The 16161-nt window shown below is 65.5% G+C and carries 14 protein-coding genes; all 14 read right to left on the bottom strand.

Annotated elements, in window-relative coordinates:
* Nucleotides 1–142: 142 nt before the first annotated feature.
* Nucleotides 143–514 carry a pyridoxamine 5'-phosphate oxidase family protein gene (locus KI811_RS08890; RefSeq protein ID WP_214186120.1) on the bottom strand — a complete coding sequence of 124 codons (372 nt, stop codon included), beginning with the start codon at nucleotides 512–514 and terminating at the stop codon, nucleotides 143–145.
* Between the two features lie 528 nt (nucleotides 515–1042).
* Nucleotides 1043–2971, bottom strand: a complete 1929-nt coding sequence (nuoG, locus tag KI811_RS08885) for an NADH-quinone oxidoreductase subunit NuoG (RefSeq protein WP_214186119.1) — start codon at nucleotides 2969–2971, stop codon at nucleotides 1043–1045.
* 9 nt (nucleotides 2972–2980) lie between these two features.
* A complete protein-coding gene (locus tag KI811_RS08880) occupies nucleotides 2981–3556 on the bottom strand; it encodes a zinc ribbon domain-containing protein (protein ID WP_246551586.1) in 576 nt (191 codons plus the stop codon).
* Entirely contained in the window at nucleotides 3556–4824 is a 1269-nt protein-coding gene (nuoF, locus tag KI811_RS08875; RefSeq protein ID WP_214186118.1) for an NADH-quinone oxidoreductase subunit NuoF, read from the bottom strand. Before nuoF ends, KI811_RS08880 begins: the two co-directional genes overlap by 1 nt.
* A gap of 104 nt (nucleotides 4825–4928) precedes the next feature.
* On the bottom strand, nucleotides 4929–5267 hold the full coding sequence (locus KI811_RS08870) for a DUF488 domain-containing protein (RefSeq protein WP_214186117.1): 339 nt from the start codon (nucleotides 5265–5267) through the stop codon (nucleotides 4929–4931).
* A 4-nt stretch (nucleotides 5268–5271) separates the two neighbouring features.
* On the bottom strand, nucleotides 5272–5604 hold the full coding sequence (locus tag KI811_RS08865; RefSeq protein WP_214186116.1) for a c-type cytochrome: 333 nt from the start codon (nucleotides 5602–5604) through the stop codon (nucleotides 5272–5274).
* Nucleotides 5601–6122, bottom strand: coding sequence for an NADH-quinone oxidoreductase subunit NuoE (gene nuoE / locus KI811_RS08860; protein ID WP_214186115.1), 522 nt, complete (start codon nucleotides 6120–6122; stop codon nucleotides 5601–5603). The genes KI811_RS08865 and nuoE overlap by 4 nt, the downstream gene beginning before the upstream one ends.
* A gap of 10 nt (nucleotides 6123–6132) precedes the next feature.
* A complete protein-coding gene (locus KI811_RS08855; protein WP_214186114.1) occupies nucleotides 6133–6579 on the bottom strand; it encodes a hypothetical protein in 447 nt (148 codons plus the stop codon).
* Nucleotides 6580–6613: 34 nt separating this feature from the next.
* Nucleotides 6614–8992 (bottom strand): NADH-quinone oxidoreductase subunit B/C/D, encoded by a 2379-nt coding sequence (locus KI811_RS08850; RefSeq protein WP_214186113.1) that lies wholly within the window; start codon nucleotides 8990–8992, stop codon nucleotides 6614–6616.
* On the bottom strand, nucleotides 8979–9410 hold the full coding sequence (locus KI811_RS08845; protein WP_214186112.1) for an NADH-quinone oxidoreductase subunit A: 432 nt from the start codon (nucleotides 9408–9410) through the stop codon (nucleotides 8979–8981). The genes KI811_RS08850 and KI811_RS08845 overlap by 14 nt, the downstream gene beginning before the upstream one ends.
* A gap of 107 nt (nucleotides 9411–9517) precedes the next feature.
* The gene (locus KI811_RS08840) at nucleotides 9518–9982 is read right to left on the bottom strand and encodes a peroxiredoxin (RefSeq protein WP_214186111.1); all 465 of its coding nucleotides are present in this window, start codon (nucleotides 9980–9982) and stop codon (nucleotides 9518–9520) included.
* A gap of 51 nt (nucleotides 9983–10033) precedes the next feature.
* Nucleotides 10034–11260, bottom strand: coding sequence for an acetate/propionate family kinase (locus KI811_RS08835; protein ID WP_214186110.1), 1227 nt, complete (start codon nucleotides 11258–11260; stop codon nucleotides 10034–10036).
* Nucleotides 11261–11292: 32 nt separating this feature from the next.
* Nucleotides 11293–11481: a ferredoxin gene (locus tag KI811_RS08830; protein WP_214186109.1), complete on the bottom strand. Its 189-nt coding sequence runs from the start codon at nucleotides 11479–11481 to the stop codon at nucleotides 11293–11295.
* 127 nt (nucleotides 11482–11608) lie between these two features.
* A complete protein-coding gene (locus KI811_RS08825; RefSeq protein WP_214186108.1) occupies nucleotides 11609–16141 on the bottom strand; it encodes a glutamate synthase-related protein in 4533 nt (1510 codons plus the stop codon).
* Nucleotides 16142–16161 lie beyond the last annotated feature (20 nt).

Raw genomic sequence — 16161 nt, 5'->3', positions numbered from 1 at the left:
AGCAGCCTGTCCCCTTTTCAGTGTTTGTCGAGGGCGAAGGCGGTCATTCGGTCATCTCTGTTTCGCTGCCTGTCGTCTCAGCCTGTCAAGTTGCTCGGTCACCCTCAGCCGGCAAGGTTTGCGATTGGATACTACGCAAGGCTCACCAGGTTTGCGTGGCAGATTCGATGGTAACGGCCAATGTGGCTCGTAACCAGTTGAACTTCGCCTTCATAAAGTCAAAATCCGGGCCGGAAGTTATGAAGGCCGCCTTGCCCTTGATCAGGAAACCGGCGCCGGGACCGTGCAACCCCGCAACCTTGCTGCTTCCCAAGGTGATCAGCACATCGGGATTATAGGCAACGTTGGCTTCGGTCTTATGCATGTATCCCGCAGGAATGAACAAACGCCCGTCTGGCGATATCTTGATATAACCATTCCACGTGTTGACCATATGGGGACCATCCTCTCCCAAGGTCGCAATGGCGACAACTCCGTCCTGTTTCATGATTTCCAATAGTTTTTCCGGGATCATTGGCATAGTCTCCTGATGTTGAATTTGTTGTCTTGCATAACGGGGCTGGCTCTCACCGGCTACCGGAACGTAAAGCGTGGAGAGGAGTCAGTGTGTAGGGCCATGTTGGGCACTCACTTTACTTTTTCGATTTATTCACATAAGACCAAAGTATCCATAAGGGAATCATGACTATGAGAGAGTACGGCGTAATAAATGCGTACAAAATTGGACTTTGAGCGTCAGGATGCCTGTACATGTCAATTTGCACATACCAAAACCACGCGGCGAATCCTGCGGCTCCGATGCTATTTACAATGCTTGCTGAATTCGTTTTGGTTTTTATAGCCAAGATCAAGTTAATAATTCCAGCTCCATACGTGAGCACTGGGAGCATAATGAAGAAAAATATTATCCCAATAGGACGCGCCCATGACATTTGAACGATGACTGGTACGACAATGGAAACCAAGCATATCAAATTGACAACCGTTGCTGTAGTTTTCGGGTTCATTTTTCTCCTGCTCATCTACCCAAATGGAACATGTATCACTCTTTCAGCCTCACCCCGTCCCCCTCCGGGTCGAGTCCCCGTAGCGCTTCCCACCGCCCCCCAAAGGGGTCAGTCTCTGCTTCCCCTCCGCAGCGCTTGATGAGTTCCGCCACGATCCGCCACGCTGGCCGGGGTTCTCCGCCGGGGGGGGCGCTCCGATGGACCCGGGGCGGGTGGAAGGGCGCCGGCTTGTCCGGTGAGGCGTGGAAGCGGGCCGGGAGCCCCCGGATCGGCAGGCCGGGAACCATTGCTTTGCGGAAGCGCTGTGCCCGCCCCTCGTTGTTGACGAAGGTGCCGTCCATCTCCACCCAGGCGGCGGTGGGGAGGACCACCTGGGCCCGCCGGAGCGTCTCGGTGGGGAGCCAGTCGGCGGCAACGACCAGGGGAACTTGCGCCAGAAGCTCCTCCGGGATGTCTGCCTCCACGGCAATGATCCCCTTCACCTTTCCGGAGCCCACGGCCTCGGCCAGGGTGACCGCTCCGTGCTCCCTTGCCAGGAGCCCTGCCCCGAAGGCGTTGGGGCCGGGGAGGAGGCAGGCGATCTTTGCGTCGGCCCGGGCAAGGAGCTCGATGGCGGCGCGGGTGCTGTTCCTGGTCCCGCAGATGACCACGGGCCGTTCGAAGATGGCCAGGGGAACCTCTTCGAGGATGCTGAGTTCGATGGCTTCCATGGAGACGGTACGGGCCTGCCCCAGGGGGGCGTGCTTCCCCACCAGGAAGACCGGCGCGCCGTGGCGCCAGGCCTGCCGGACCGCCAGAAGCATCATGGGCCCCTCGTCCCGGAGGTCCGCTTCGAGGATGACCACGCAGTCGGCCTTGCGCACATCCGCCATGGAGGAGGCTTTGTCGCTGGCAAGGAGGTCGACTGCCGCGGCGACCCGCTCCCCCTCCTCCCTGTCGGCGAAGTAGCAGAGGTGCCCCGCGCCGAGGAGGTCTGCCAGGCGCGCCAGAAGGATGTTCCCCTCCAGCGCGAGCCGGGGCGAGCCGACCACTGCGAGGCTCCCGGGGCCATACAGCTCTTCCAGTTCGCTGACCCGCACCATGAGGGCGTCCAGGGCCGCGTCCCACGTAACCTCTTTCCCGTCCACCAAGGGCGCCCGGGGGCGCGCCGGGTCGTTCACCGGGGCATTGGTGAAGCGTCCCCGGTCGCAGATGAAGGGGCCGTTCACGGCGGGGTTCTCCCGGGCAATGGTCTTCAGGAGCTCCCGGTAGCGGGCCGCCGGCACCGTGTTGCAGCCAAGGGAACACCAGGGGCAGACCGACGGGGCCATCTCGTAGTCCCAGTAGCGGGCCCGGAACCGGGCGGTCCTGTCGGTGAAGACGCCGGTGGGGCAGATGTCCACGAGGGTCCCGGAAAAGGGGGATTCCAGCTTTCCCTCCTCGAACCGGCCGTAGTAGACCCGCCGGGCGCTCCCCAAGACCCCGAAGTCGCTCCCGCCGGCGTATTCTTGGTAAAACCGGACGCAGCGGTAGCACTGGATGCAGCGGTTCATTTCGTGCTCGATGTACGGCCCGAGATCCTGGTTCACGTGGGTCCGCTTTTTCCCCTCGAAGCGCCGGATGCCATGCCCCCCAGCCACGGTGTAATCCTGGAGGAGGCACTCGCCTCCCTCGTCGCAGACCGGGCAGTCGTGGGGGTGGTTGGTCATGAGCCACTCGATGACGAGGCTCCGCATCTTCAGGGCCTCGGGGTCGGTGGTGGAGACCACCATCCCGTCCTGGGCCGGGAGCATGCACGACATCTGGATCCCCTTCACCGGGCCGTCCAGCATCTTCACGGCGCAGAGCCGGCAGGCCCCCACGCTTCCCAGGGCCGGGTGGTAGCAGAAGTGGGGTATCCAGATCCCGACGCTCTTGGCCGCCTCCAGGACGCTGGTGCCGGCGGGGACCTCCATCGGTATGTGATCGATGACGAGCTTGGGCATGGTCTCTCGCTACAGGATGATCACCCGGGGCTGTTCCCGGTCGTACTGGAGCGCCATGACGAGGCTTCCCCAGCCGAGGGTGATGATGATGCCGATGCCGAGAAGGAGCGCCCCCACGGCCATGAAGATGCCGCCGATGAGGACCGCCAGGAGCCAGCCGACCAGATCCCCCTTGATGGCTTCAAGGCTCCAGCGGAAGGCATCCATGAACTTCATTCTCCGGTCGATGATCCCGTACATGCCGGGGGTAACCACCACCGCCAGGACGAATCCCGCCACCTGGCCGATGCCCGGCACGTGGTTAAGGGCGAACTGGGCCACGAGCACGAGAAGGAGGTAGACGAAGAGATCGCCGAAGCAGTCCCAGGCCCGGAAGATGTCCCCCGCCTCGGCCTTTTCCCCCCGGGCCACCTTGAGGATCGCCCGGATGTAGCCGGCCAGGAACCCCACGTTGGCGATGGGGATCCAGCACACCAGCACGAAGACCAGGGAGAGGATGAGCAGGTTGCCGAAATTCCCCGTCCAGAGCCGCGTGGCCCGGGTGACGAGCCCGCCGAAGTCGTCCGTCGGTGTTGCCATTGCCATCATTTCCCTCCCAAGGGGCAGCGCCCCAGAACAATGTGCTCCCGGATCTCGTCCTCGAAGAGCCGCAATAGTCCCTCCACCGGCCCCATGGCGCCCGGGGCCAGGGGGCAGAAGGCGTAGTTCAGGTACTGCACGTGCTCCCGGAGGATGCCGATGTGCTCCTCCCGTCCCTCTCCCGCCTCGATCCGGGCGAGGACGTCCTGCACGAAGGGGAGCCCCTCTCGGCAGGGGGTGCACCAGCCGCACGATTCCCGGGCGTAGAACGCGACCAGGTTCAGGGTCGCCGCCACCATGCAGGTGTTCTGGTCGAAGACCACGATGCCGCCGGTGCCGAGCCGCGACCCCGCCTTGGCCACGGTGTCGAAATCCATGGGGACATTCCAGTGGGCCTTGGTGAAAAACGGCGTGGACGCCCCGCCCGGGATGCACGCCTTGAACTCCCGGCCAGGGAGCATCCCGCCGCAGGGGCCGTCGATAATCTCGCCCAGGGTCATCCCGAGCGGCAGCTCGAAGCAGGCGGTGTTGTTCACGTGGCCGCTCACGCAGAAGAGCTTCATCCCCGCCGCCTCGGGAATCCGCGCCAGCCCCTTGAACCAGGCCGCGCCGTTGGCCACGATGGCCGGGATGTTGGCCAGGGTCTCCACGTTGTTCACCACCGTGGGGCGCCCCCAGAGCCCCTTCACCGCCGGGAACGGGGGTTTTGCCCGCGGGTTGGCCCGCTTTCCCTCCAGGGCGTTCATGAGGGCGGTTTCCTCGCCGCAGATGTAGCGCCCGGCGGACTGGTGGACGTCCAGCTCCAGGGAGAAGCCGGTGCCGAGGATGTTCTCCCCCAGGAGCCCCGCCGCTTTCGCCTCGGCGATGGCCCGGCGGCAGTTCTCCGCCGCCTCCTCGTATCCCCGCCGGATGAAGATGAAGGCGTGGGCCACGCCGATGGCGTAGGCGGCCAAGGTCATTCCCTCTACGAGGGAATAGGGGTTCGCCTCCAGGAGCACCCGGTCCTTGTAGGTCCCCGGCTCCATCTCGTCGCAGTTGCAGATGAGGTAGCGGGGGCCGGGGATGTCCCGGGGGACGAAGGACCACTTCTTTCCCGTGGGGAAGCCGGCGCCGCCGCGCCCCCGCAGGCCTGAGTCGATCACCACCTGCTGGACGTCGTTGGGGGACATGCCGGCAAGGGCCTTCTCCAGGGCCGCGAAGCCCCCTTCGGCTCGGTACTCGACAAAGGTCACGCACCGGCCGGGGCGGTTATGTCGGAAGAGGGGCTGTTCCATGGGGATTTTGTGTAAACTCCTGCTGTTCACCCCCCTGCTCGCATTGCTCGCTTCCCCCCTACAAGGTAGGGGGGACTGAGGGGGGTCCTGGTCGGCGCTTAGTGCTAATCCAGCAGTTCCTTCAATACCACCGCGTTGTTGTGCTCCTCGTCCTTGGCTGCGAAGAGCAGGGTCACCGTCCCCTCCCTCGCCAGTTTCCGAAGGCGGTCCAGAAGCTCCGCGTTCGCTCCCAGTTCCCGCCGGTAGCTTGCCCGAAACTCCGCCCACCGCTCCGGATCGTGGCAGAACTGCTTCCGCAACTCATTGCTGGGGGCGATCTCCTTCAGCCATTCGTCGAGCCGCGCCTCGTCCTTGGCGATCCCCCGGGGCCAGAGGCGGTCCACGAGAATCCGTGTCCCGTCATCCGGCGCCGGCGGGTCGTATATCCGCTTGAGCCTGATCATTGCTTTACTTGAAGGTCTTCAGGACGTACTCCGCGATCGCCCTCGCTTCCTTGTCGCTCACTTCCTTTTTCTCGAACTTGGTCATTCCCGGGCCGGGGTTGCGCATCTTGGCGACGATGTCCTTCCAGGTCTTGACTCCGTTGGCCTCCAGGGTCGCTTTCTTCAGGGTTTTGGCGGAATTGACGATGTTGCCGCCGTCGGGGTGGCAGGAGGCGCAGTGCTTCTGGAATTCCTTGGCGCCGTCGATCTTCTCCCCCTTCCTGGTGTCGGCGAGGCCGGCCGTGGCGAACGCCGCCGTGGCCAGCAGGCTGATGGAGATGATAATTCCCTTTTTCATACGTTCTCCTCCTCTTGTGGTGTGCCGGGTCCTTCCGGCACGGTTGCCGCGGTTTCCCGCGCTTTACTCAGGATTTCCTCCCCCCGCTCCGGCGTCACCCGGCCGTACAGGGTGTCGCCGATCATCAGCGTTGGCGCCTCACCGCAGTTGCCGAGGCAGCAGCAGGGAAGGAGCGTGAACATCCCGTCCGCCGTGGTCCCTCCCGGTTCGACGCCGAGCTTCGCCGTCAGGTGCGCCATGAGGCTCTCCCCCCCCATGGCCCAGCAGGAGATGGAGTCGCAGATGTGGACCACCCGCTTACCCACCGGCCGGCGGTAGATCATCTCGTAGAAGGTGGCCAGTTCCTCCACCTGGAGCGGCGTCAGCCCCAGAAGCTCCGCCGCCGCCTCCGCCGCCTCGTCGGTGAGCCAGCCGTAGTGCCGCTGCAGCTCCTTCATCACGTCCACCGCCGCCTCGCGGTTGGTGACGGCGTGGGCGATGCGGGCCGCAAGCTGCTGTTTCAAGGTGTCAGGAATCATTCTATCCCCGTCAGCCGGCCGCCATCGGCCAGTGTCCCCCCAGTTCGGTACGCACCCAGTCGGCACAGGATCTGGCCAGGGAGACGGTGACTGTGGGATGTTTGCGGAAGGTGAGGGTCGTCACCTCCCGCAGCTTGAGAACCTCTTCATCGCGGACTCCAACCAGATCGCTCCAGGGGAGGCAGAGTGGCGAATGAAAGGGTTTGAAGAGGGCGACCGGTTCGAGGCGGAGGCCGTACTGGTCGACTCCCACAACGAGGGCGCTCCGGTACTGGGCAAATCCGCGCAGCAGGCCGCTCACTCCCCGGTGAACCTTCCCCGTGTAAGGAAGAGGGTTCCCGTAGTCGGAGGCGAGCCGCCGCCACCCTCCGGCCTTGGACAGCAGATAACAGACTAAAAGCCAGACAATGGCCAACACCAGCAGAAAAGTGCCGAGAATAGAGGCTAGAACTTCCACGAGTTCTCCTGCATGTTCCATAGCCATCACTTTCCTACCGGTCCAAGTCCGCCAGCACGAAGTCGATGGACCCGATGATGGCGAGAAAATCCGCCACGAGCCACCCCCGGCTCATGAGGGGGAGGGCCTGAATGTGGGGAAAGCTCGGGGTCTTGATCCGCACCCGGTATGGGACGTTGAGGCCGTCGCTCACCACGAAGTAGCCGTTCTCCCCCTTGGGGGCCTCGATGGCGCTGTAGTTCTCCCCCTTGGGGGGCGCCATCCCCCGCGTGGCGTTGATGAAGTGGTGGATGAGGGACTCGATGTCGTGGAGCGTGTCCCGCTTCCTGGGGAGGACATAGCGATAGTCGTCGGTGATCCAGCGCCCGGCGGGCATCTCCCTCCAGCACTGCTCCACGATGTGGAGCGACTGGCGGATCTCCTCGACCCTGATCCGGTAGCGGGACCAGCAGTCCCCCCCCTCCTCCGTGGGAATCTCGAAGTGGAAGTGCTGGTAGCCATTGTAGGGGATTTTCTTCCGCAGATCCCACGCAAAGCCGCAGGCCCGCAGGTTCGGGCCGGTGATCCCCCACTCCATGGCCTCGGTCTTCGTAATGACACCGACCCCCTTGAGCCGTGCCTTGAAGATGGGATTTTCCTTCAGCAGGTCTTCGTACTCCTTGAGCCGCACCGGCATCCAGGCGAGGAATTCCTTCACCGCCCCGTCCCACCCCTCGGGGAGGTCCTCGGTCACGCCGCCGATCCGGAACCAGGAGGGGTGCATCCGGCCGCCGGTGACCATCTCGATGATGTCGAAGATCTTCTCCCGGTCGGTGAAGGTGTAGAAGACCGGAGTCATGGCCCCCACGTCGGCGGCAAAGGTGCCGAGCCAGACGAGATGGCTGGCGATCCGGAAGAGCTCCGCCAGCATGACCCGGATGGCGATGGCCCGGTCCGGGACGGTGATGCCGCAGAGCCGCTCCACGCTGTTCACGTAGGCGAGGTTGTTCTGGACCCCGGCCAGGTAGTCGATCCGGTCGGTGTAGGGGATGAACTGGTTCCAGTGCTGGCGCTCGCCGATCTTCTCGGCCCCCCGGTGGTGGTAGCCGATGTCGGTGTCCATGTCGACGATCTCTTCGCCGTCCAGCTTGAGGATGAAGCGGATGATCCCGTGGGTCCCCGGGTGCTGGGGGCCGAGGTTGAGGATGAGGGTCTCCTCGTCCACCCGGTCGAAGAAATCACTGGCCGGCAGGGCCTGGTGGCGCCGGGCGTCCTCCGTAGTGTAGGGGGCCATCTCCGTGGCCCTGAAGGGGTGCTCCTTCCGCAGGGGATGTCCCTCCCAGTCCGGCGGCATGAGGATGCGGCGCAGGTTCGGGTGGCCGGCGAAGCGGATGCCGTACATGTCGAAGGCCTCCCGCTCGTACCAGTCGGCAGCGGGGAAGACGGTTGTCACGCTCGGAAGCTCCGGGGTCTCCCCCGTTAGTTCCGTCTTGATCCGGAGGTGGCCCGGTTGGTCGAAGTTCAGGAGGTGGTAGTTGACGGTGAAGTCCTTGAATCGCTCCCGCTCCCGGCGGCACGATTCGTCCACGCAGGCCACGTCCTCCAGGCGCCGGAAGGGGGCGTCTCTTCGCGACTTCAAGTGCCGCAGGACGTCCGGGACCAGTTCCGGCGGGCAGCGGTAGGTGAGCATGTCGGTGGCGGCCTGCTCCACCGCCACCCGGTCGCCGAAGATCGTCTCCAGCTCGCCGGCAAGGCCAAAGTCGGGGTAGTCGTGCCGCGGCGCCGGGGGGCGCCACATCTCGTCGGAGCGGGGCATCCAGAAGTGGGGGTGTTGGACTGAGGTCCCCCGGATGGCGATCCCCTCCATCCCCGTCCCCCGGGTGTCGCGGGATTTGGTCACCCCGTCCACCAGCACCGGCCGGGTGGTCCCCTCGGTTCCGCCAGCCATGTGAAGAACTTTGCGGGCGGGGCGTTCCTCCCGTTTGATCTTCTCCTGCAGGAGCATCACCCCCTGGAGGAACGCCTCGGGGCGGGGGGGGCAGCCAGGGACGTGAACATCCACCGGGATGATCTGGTTCACCCCCTGGACCACGCTGTAGACGTCGTACATGCCGCCGGAGTTGGCGCAGCTTCCCATGGAGATGACCCACTTCGGCTCGGCCATCTGCTCGTAGAGGCGGAGGATGGAAGGGGCCATCTTCTTGAAGACCGTGCCGGCGATGACCATGAGGTCCGCCTCCCGGGGGGTCCCCCGGAGCACCTCGGCCCCGAAGCGGGAGATGTCGTAGCGGGAGGTGAAGGAGGTCATCATCTCCACGAAGCAGCAGGAGAGGCCGAAGAACATGGGCCAGAGGGAATTGGCGCGCCCCCAGTTGATGAGGTCGTCGAGACGGGCCAAAATTATGTTGTTCTGTGAGATTTCAGCCTCTTCCATGGCCCCTCCGTTCTCTTGAAGGACCCCAGTCGAGGCCTCCCTTTATCCAGAGCCAGACTAGGCCCAGGAGGAGGATGACGATGAAGAAGGTGATATGGACGAGCCCCGCCAGCCCCAGTTCGCGCCAGGCCGTGGCCCAGGCGAAGATGAAGGCCGCCTCCACGTCGAAGACGATGAAGAAGATGGCGATGAGGTAGAAGGGGACCGGATAGGCGAGGCGGGCGCTCCCCGTGGGGATGACCCCGGATTCGTAGGGGAGTTCCTTGTTGCGGTTGGTGGTCTTCGCGCCGAGCCACCAGGCTGCCAGGAGGAGCACACCGATCAGGACGGTTGCCGCAAGGGTGTAGAGCGCCAGGGGAAGAAACTCGGGCGGCAGGGTCGGGAAGAGGGAATGGTTTGTGGCGGCGGCTTGCTGCATTCTACTCTCCGTGATGTCGAGTGAAATGCCAAGTTCACACTCTAGCGCAAGAGGAACTCATGTCAACGGTCGTAACGGTCGCAGCAAGGGCGCGACAAGCAGCGCCCCTACCGCTTTTGCAGGTAATCCAGCACCTGGGCCGGATGGGCGTCGGCCTTGGCCACCTTGGTCCAGTGCTTCATCACGGTGCCATCGGGGCCGACCACCACCGTGGAGCGGATAACCCCCAAGGCGGTCTTGCCGTACAGGAGCTTATTGCCGAAGGCGCCGTAGGCGGTCATCATTGTGGTGTCGGGGTCCGAGAGGAGGGTGAAGGGGATCCCCTGGTCCCGGATGAATTTGTCGTGGGCCTTGAGGCTGTCCTTGCTCACCCCCAGGATGCCGATGCCCAGTTTGTCGAATTCCGGCTTCAGGTCACGGAAGCCGTTGGCCTCCTTGGTTCAGCCGGGGGTGCTGTCCTTGGGGTAGAAGTAGATGACGGTGGTCTTCCCTGCATACTCGTTCAGGGAGTGCTTCTTTCCGTCGCTCCCCTCCAGGGTGAAGTCGGGAGCGTGTTTGCCTTCCAGCGACATAAGTCTCTCCTTGGTGGATGGTATCCGGTGAGAAAAACAGTTTACCCCGTTTCAGGCGTTTGTCATCCCCCCAGTGCCGTTCAGGAGGGCCGCCACCTCCTCGGCATAGACCATCTCCTCCTCGGTGTGGACCACGTAGACCGCCACGGGGGAATCGTCGGCGCTGACCCGCTCCTCCCGGTCCACGGAACGGGCCGCCCGGTTCCGCTCCCGGTCGAGCCGTATGCCGAAGATTTCCATGTCGGCGAGGGTCTTCTCCCGCACGAGCCACTCCCCGTCCCCCGAGGCGGTGCTGAAAACCACGGCGTCGAGCCGGCCGAGGGCTGCGGCGTAGCCGCCGATGTGCTTTTTGAGGCGGTAGGCCTCCATCTCCAGGGCCAGGAGGCACCGCTCGTCCCCCTCCGCGGCCCGGGCCAGGAATGCTGCCCGGTCCAGCTTCAGTCCGGTGATCCCTGCTGCACCGCTTCGCTGGTTGAGGATCCGGTCCATGTCCCGGGGGGCAAGCTGCTCCTCCTGCATCATGAAGGGGGGGATGCCGGGGTCGATGGAGCCGCAGCGGGTCCCCATCATGGTTCCTTCCAGGGGGGTGAGCCCCATGCTCGTGTCGATGGAGCGTCCCCCCTCCACGGCGCAGAGGGAGGTGCCGTTGCCGATGTGGACGGTGACCAGGTTGCAGTGGGCCGGGTCGCGCCCCAGGAGGGCCGCACCCCGCCGTGCTGCGTAGCAGTGGGGGGCGCCGTGGAAGCCGTAGCGCCTCACGCCGTGCTGTTCATACCACTCCCAGGGGAGGGGGTAGAGGTAGGCGTGGAGGGGCATCGTCTGATGGAAGGCCGAGTCGAAGACCGCCACGTGGGGGGTGCGGGGAAGGGTCGCCATGGCCCCCTCGATGCCGGCCAGGTTCGCGGGAATGTGGAGCGGCGCCAGCTCCTCGAATCCCCGCACCGCTGCAATGACGTCGGCGTCGATGGTGACCGACGAGGTGAACTGTTCGCCGCCATGGGCAACCCGATGCCCGACGGCGGCAATCTGCCCGACCCGGTCGAGGGGGCCTTCCAGGGGATGGGTGAGGGTGGAGAGGATGAGGGCCACGGCGGCCCCGAAGCTTGGGCAGTCCGAGTCCAGATGGTAGGGGTCCCGCCCCGGTACTTCCATGATGATGAAGGAATCGCCCAGCTCGATCCGGTCCACGTCCCCCCGGGCGAGGACGGTTCGCGTTGACCAGTCGAAGAGCTGGAAATGGATTGAATAGCCCCGGCAGTTCAGGATCAGGATAATCATGGGTCTTCCTGTCTTATGGGATTGGTGCCCGGCTACCCCCAGTGGATGCAGGTAACCGGGCAGGCGTCAATGGCCTCTTGGATCTTCTCCTCGGCGGCTCCGGCCGGGTCATAAACCTCGGCCAGGTTGTCGTCGTCGAAGCGGAACACCTCGGGGACCGTCTCAACGCAGAGACCGCAGCTGATGCAGACATCTTTTTCGACGTAAACGTTGCGGGCCATGGCTCAACCTCCGTGCTGTGCGGCCCCTCTCCCTCGGGGAGAGGGGGCAGGGGTGAGGGGAGGGGACGTGGAATATCCCCCTCACCCGCCCTTCGGGCACCCTCTCCCATAGGGAGAGGGAATTGTATCACTCCGTACTCCGGGGGGTAACAATATTTTTTTCCGGCACGATCCTCACAAAGCCGCCCCTGGCCGCGGCCATGATTTTCTCCACTGCGTCGGCTTCTTCTTCCTGGTGGGAGTGGAGCAGCTCCCGGTGGTATTTGAGCAGCAGTTCTCCAATGGCCGCCACATCCTCTTCCTCGATGTCGCGGATCTCCACCCCGGCTCCCCTGGCCAGGCGCCGGCGCAGGGCCTCGCGATCGAGCCCCGCGGCACCGTCCAGGTGGCAGTAGACCACCCCGCCGGTCATGCCGGAGCAGATCCAGGGGCCCGGGTCCCCCAGGACCACCACCCGGCCGGCGGTCATGTACTCGAAGGCGAAACCCTTGAGGTTTGCCCGGCAGGCCATGTCCCCCCGGCTGTCGTCCAGGGGCTCCCGGATGCGGGAGCCGAAGACCACGTCGGCCCCGGAGAGGCGGATGCAGGCCCGGCTGTCGGCATCCCCCTGGATGAGGAAGGTTCCTCCCTGGGCGCCGTAGGCGAGCCCCTTGCCGACGGTTCCCCCCACCCGGCGCCCTTCCCGGTTCTCCCCCTTGAGGATGACGATCCTGCCGCCGGAGGCGCACTTGCCGACCCCGTCCTGGGTACCACCTTCCACCCGGATGTTGATCCGGTCGATGGAGAAGGCGGCGAGGCCGTTGCCCGGGATGGCGTCCCGGTGGAAGTGGAGGAGGGCGTTCTGCTCGGGACGGAAGCGTCCCGCCGCCACTCCCCGCACGTAGGCGCCGGCCAGGTGGGTGCCGATGGCCCGGTCGGAGCTGGTGGCGCTGTCGTCGTCGTAGCGGACCCGCTCCTCGCCCTTGGCAAAGGCGTCGGTCACGAGCCCGGAGACGAGGGAGGTGAGGTAGTTGAGGGGTTTGCGGATGATCCGCACCTCGGGCTCGAAGGGGGTGGCCTCGGCGGTCTGGGCCGGCCGGACAAGCTCCGTCAGGTCGAGGCGGTCGAGCCCCCGGGCCTGGGCCAGGAGGTCGCTTCGCCCGACGAGATCCTGGGTCCGCCGGAAGCCGAGCTTGGCGGTGAGGATCCGGATCTCCCGGCTCATCCCCCGGAAAAAGGTGCACATGTAGATGACCCCGTTCTCCAGGACGCGCGGCACGAACCGCTTGAGCCCCTTCGCTTCCGCCTCTTCCACGGTTTCGATCTGGGTGGCGATTCCCACGTGGCAGGTCCCCAGGTGGCAGCCGCGGCAGGCGGTGCAACCGATGACCACCATGGCCATGGTGCCGAAGCCGACCCGGTTGGCGCCGAGGAGCATCAGCTTCACCACGTCGCGCCCCGTGCGGGCGCCGCCGTCGGCCCAGATCTCCACCTTCTGCCGCATCCCGGCCGAAACGAGCGCCTTGTGGGCCTCGGAGACCCCGATCTCCGCCGGAAGCCCCACGAACTTGATGGCGTGCTTTCTGGCTGCGCCGGTGCCGCCGTCGTAACCGCTGATGGTGATGATGTCGGCCCCGGCCTTGGCGACCCCCAGGGCGATGGTGCCGATCCCGGCCACCGCCGGCACCTTCACCGAGATGCGGGCCAAGGGATTGGCGGTGCGGAGCTCCTCCACGATCTGGGCCAGATCCTCGATGGAGTAGATGTCGTGGTTGTTGGAGGGTGAGATGAGGCTGACCCCCGGCGTTGCGTGGCGCGCCGCGGCGATCTTGGCCGTCACCTTGAATCCGGGAAGGTGCCCCCCTTCGCCGGGCTTGGCCCCCTGGCCCACCTTGATCTCCAGGAAGTCGGCGGAGTTGAGGAACGCCATGTTGACCCCGAAGCGCCCCGAGGCGATCTGCTGCCCCCGGTTCTTCCGGTACTGGCCGAGCATGTCGGCGATCTCCCCCCCCTCGCCGTTCATGCAGACGATGTTGAGCCGCCGGGCCGCCTCGGCGTAGATGCGGAACGGGGTCTCCCCCTGGGAGCCGAAGCTCATGGCCGAGAAAAGGATCGGGAGGCTGTGCTCTCCGACGGTAGCGTTCACCTCGTCCGGGTCCACGGTCAGCTCCGGGGTGTAGCGGAGATCGAGCAGGTGCCGGATGGCGAGCGGATTCTCCGCCTCGTACTGCTGGATGAGGCGGGAGAGGTCGGCGTAGGTCTCCTCCATCTTGGCCACGGCGCCAACCATCTTCCAGATTTTCGGATAGAGGCGGAACTGGACCGGCACCGGCTGCTTCTCGCGGCTTCTGGCCACGGCGGTGCGGGAGCGGTTTTCGGCCTCCAGCCGCTCCAGGGTGAGCCCCCCCTGACCCGAGCCACAGAAGTTGGGGGTCTCGAAGATTCCCGCCACGTGCCCGCAGAGGCCGATGGAGGCGAAGTACTTGCCGTAGCCCCCGATCTCGTGGGTCCCCATGGTGGAGATCACCTTCTCCAGCCCCTTGACGAGGACCGAGAGGAGGTTCCGGACTCCGGCCGTGTCGCCGGCCCCTTCCCACATGAGGTAGGGGCAGAGGGCGTCGGCCCCCATGCCGAGGGCGAAGATGAGGTCGTGGAGGCTCCGGAGCGCTCCGGAGCGGACCACCAGGGATGCCCGGCGCCGCAGGCTCTCTCCGGCGGCGTCGGTGGTCTCCTTGAGCCCCTTGTGGAGGAAGGCGATCACCAGGAACGGGTCGATGAAGCTCTTCCCCTGCCCGAAGCAGTCGCTGTCGTCCAGGAGCAGAAGCTGGGCACCCCGCGCCACGGCGCCGACTCCTTCGGCGGTCAGCCGCACGATCGCTTGGTTGAGGGTCTCTCCGGTCCCCATGGCGCAGGAGATGACCCGGCACCGCCCTTTCCCCTCGCCGAAGGCGGCCACGACCCCCTCCAGGGTGGCGGTGCCGAACTCCCAGGCCACGGCTGCGTCGTCCGGCTCGGCTCCGGCGCGGCGGCCACCGGTCAGAAGCGGCACCTGAAGAGCCACCCCCGGCCGGGCCGGACCCCGGAACTGGGGGCGGGGCCCCAGGTAGACCCGAGTGGAGAAGTGCTCCGCCTCCCGCTCCCGGTCGATGGCCGGGTTGGTCACCACCGCCACCTGCTCCTTGAAGTAGTCGGAGAGATTCTGGCGCTGGTTGGAGAGGGAGGCCAGGGGACCGTCGTACCCCAGGGACGCGATGGGGTCGGAGCCGCTCTTGGCCATCTCCCGGAGGTTGGAGAGGTCGCTGGATTTCCAGGCAAAGGCCGACATGAGGTTGTCCTGGTGGAGCCGGGCGTTACGGCTGAAACGGGCCGACAAGGCGGGAGTTGTAACCTTCGGCTCGACCCCGGTCGCCAGGGCCTTTTCCTGGGCCGGAAGGTTCGCCCGTTTCCGGAAGCTCTGGTAGACCTCCTGCCGCAGGGCCGGATGGTCCATGAGCTCCACTGTCCGTGCCGCCGCGATCCTGACCCCCACCTTCTCGCCCGGGGCCAGGGGCTTCGGGTCGGCCAGGATCTCCTCGTGGGGGACCACCCCCAGTTCCGAGGAGGCGAAGATTTCCTTCGTCGTCTCTCCCACCCAGAGGGGGCGCAGCCCCATGGCATCCACGCTGAAGACGCAGAGCTCCCGGTGCCGGGCGATGATGGCCGCCGGCCCCTGGGCGCTCGCCTTCAGGAAGCGGCGGAACCAGGTGTACATGGAGCGCAGTTCCGGCGCCATGCCGTCCATGGCGCTGAAGATGGGGGGGAAGACCACCTCCATGGCCTCGAAGAGGGTGAGGCCGTAGCGGAACATGAGCCCCTCCAGGGTCCGGTTCAGGTCCTGGGAGTCGGAGCCGTCGGCAAAGAGGGGGATTCCCATCATCCGCGCCTCCTCCCGGAGCCGGGCGATGGTGTTGATCTCGCCGTTGTGCCCCAGGAGCGAGAAGGGCTGGGCCCGGAGCACCGTGGGGAGGGTGTTGGTGGAATAGCGGCTGTGGCCGATGGTGAGCGAGGAGAGGAATTCCCGGCGCTTCAGTTCCGGGTAGTAGCGGGAGAGAAGTTCCGGCGCGCCGTGGACCTTCCAGGCCGTGACATCCGCCGAGAGGGACGCCACGTGAACCGGGAAATCCCGTTCGATGGCTGTCTGGAGCTCGAAGAGGAGAGCAGGCACGGCCACCTTCTCCGGACAGAGTACCGCCACCTGCCAGAAGAGGGGTTCCCCCTCCCGGGCGCGGCTGGAGAGGACCTCGCTCCGGACGATGCCAGGACGTTCCACCAGAAGCTGCACCCCGGCCGCGGCGAAGCGGGCGAGGATTGCCTCCTGGATCTGCGGGTCGGCCGCAGTGGCCTCTTTAGGGAGGAGGAGATGCCCCACCGCGAAGCCGGCGGCCTCGGCCAGGTTCGGATCATGGCCGGCGCCGGCCAGCACCTCCCGCCAGATCATGCGCGGGATGTCGGTCAGCACGCCGCAGCCGTCACCCTCGCCGTTGATCTCCCCGGCCCGGTGCCCCATCTTCACGAGGGCCTCGATGGTCCGCTGGACGTTGCCGTGGGTGGGGCGTGCCTCCTTGTTGATGTAGCAGATGATGGCGCAGGCGTCCCGCTCGGGGGGGACGAGGCCGGAGGGGTCGATGGGGTGGTTGGTCATGGGAATCTCCATTGGGCGGA

Origin of the sequence: Geobacter hydrogenophilus (genome assembly GCF_018501225.1) — a bacterium.
GTDB lineage: Bacteria > Desulfobacterota > Desulfuromonadia > Geobacterales > Geobacteraceae > Geobacter > Geobacter hydrogenophilus.
Note: the sequence above shows the minus strand (reverse complement) of the source record. Positions and strands in the feature narration are given on the sequence as shown.

Bases quoted from the DNA above. Each gene is read 5' to 3' on its own strand.
- KI811_RS08890 (WP_214186120.1), bottom strand. From the start codon at position 514: ATGATCCCGGAAAAACTATTGGAAATCATGAAACAGGACGGAGTTGTC.
- nuoG (WP_214186119.1), bottom strand. From the start codon at position 2,971: ATGCCCAAGCTCGTCATCGATCACATACCGATGGAGGTCCCCGCCGGC.
- KI811_RS08880 (WP_246551586.1), bottom strand. From the start codon at position 3,556: ATGGCAATGGCAACACCGACGGACGACTTCGGCGGGCTCGTCACCCGG.
- nuoF (WP_214186118.1), bottom strand. From the start codon at position 4,824: ATGGAACAGCCCCTCTTCCGACATAACCGCCCCGGCCGGTGCGTGACC.
- KI811_RS08870 (WP_214186117.1), bottom strand. From the start codon at position 5,267: ATGATCAGGCTCAAGCGGATATACGACCCGCCGGCGCCGGATGACGGG.
- KI811_RS08865 (WP_214186116.1), bottom strand. From the start codon at position 5,604: ATGAAAAAGGGAATTATCATCTCCATCAGCCTGCTGGCCACGGCGGCG.
- nuoE (WP_214186115.1), bottom strand. From the start codon at position 6,122: ATGATTCCTGACACCTTGAAACAGCAGCTTGCGGCCCGCATCGCCCAC.
- KI811_RS08850 (WP_214186113.1), bottom strand. From the start codon at position 8,992: ATGGAAGAGGCTGAAATCTCACAGAACAACATAATTTTGGCCCGTCTC.
- KI811_RS08845 (WP_214186112.1), bottom strand. From the start codon at position 9,410: ATGCAGCAAGCCGCCGCCACAAACCATTCCCTCTTCCCGACCCTGCCG.
- KI811_RS08835 (WP_214186110.1), bottom strand. From the start codon at position 11,260: ATGATTATCCTGATCCTGAACTGCCGGGGCTATTCAATCCATTTCCAG.
- KI811_RS08830 (WP_214186109.1), bottom strand. From the start codon at position 11,481: ATGGCCCGCAACGTTTACGTCGAAAAAGATGTCTGCATCAGCTGCGGT.
- KI811_RS08825 (WP_214186108.1), bottom strand. From the start codon at position 16,141: ATGACCAACCACCCCATCGACCCCTCCGGCCTCGTCCCCCCCGAGCGG.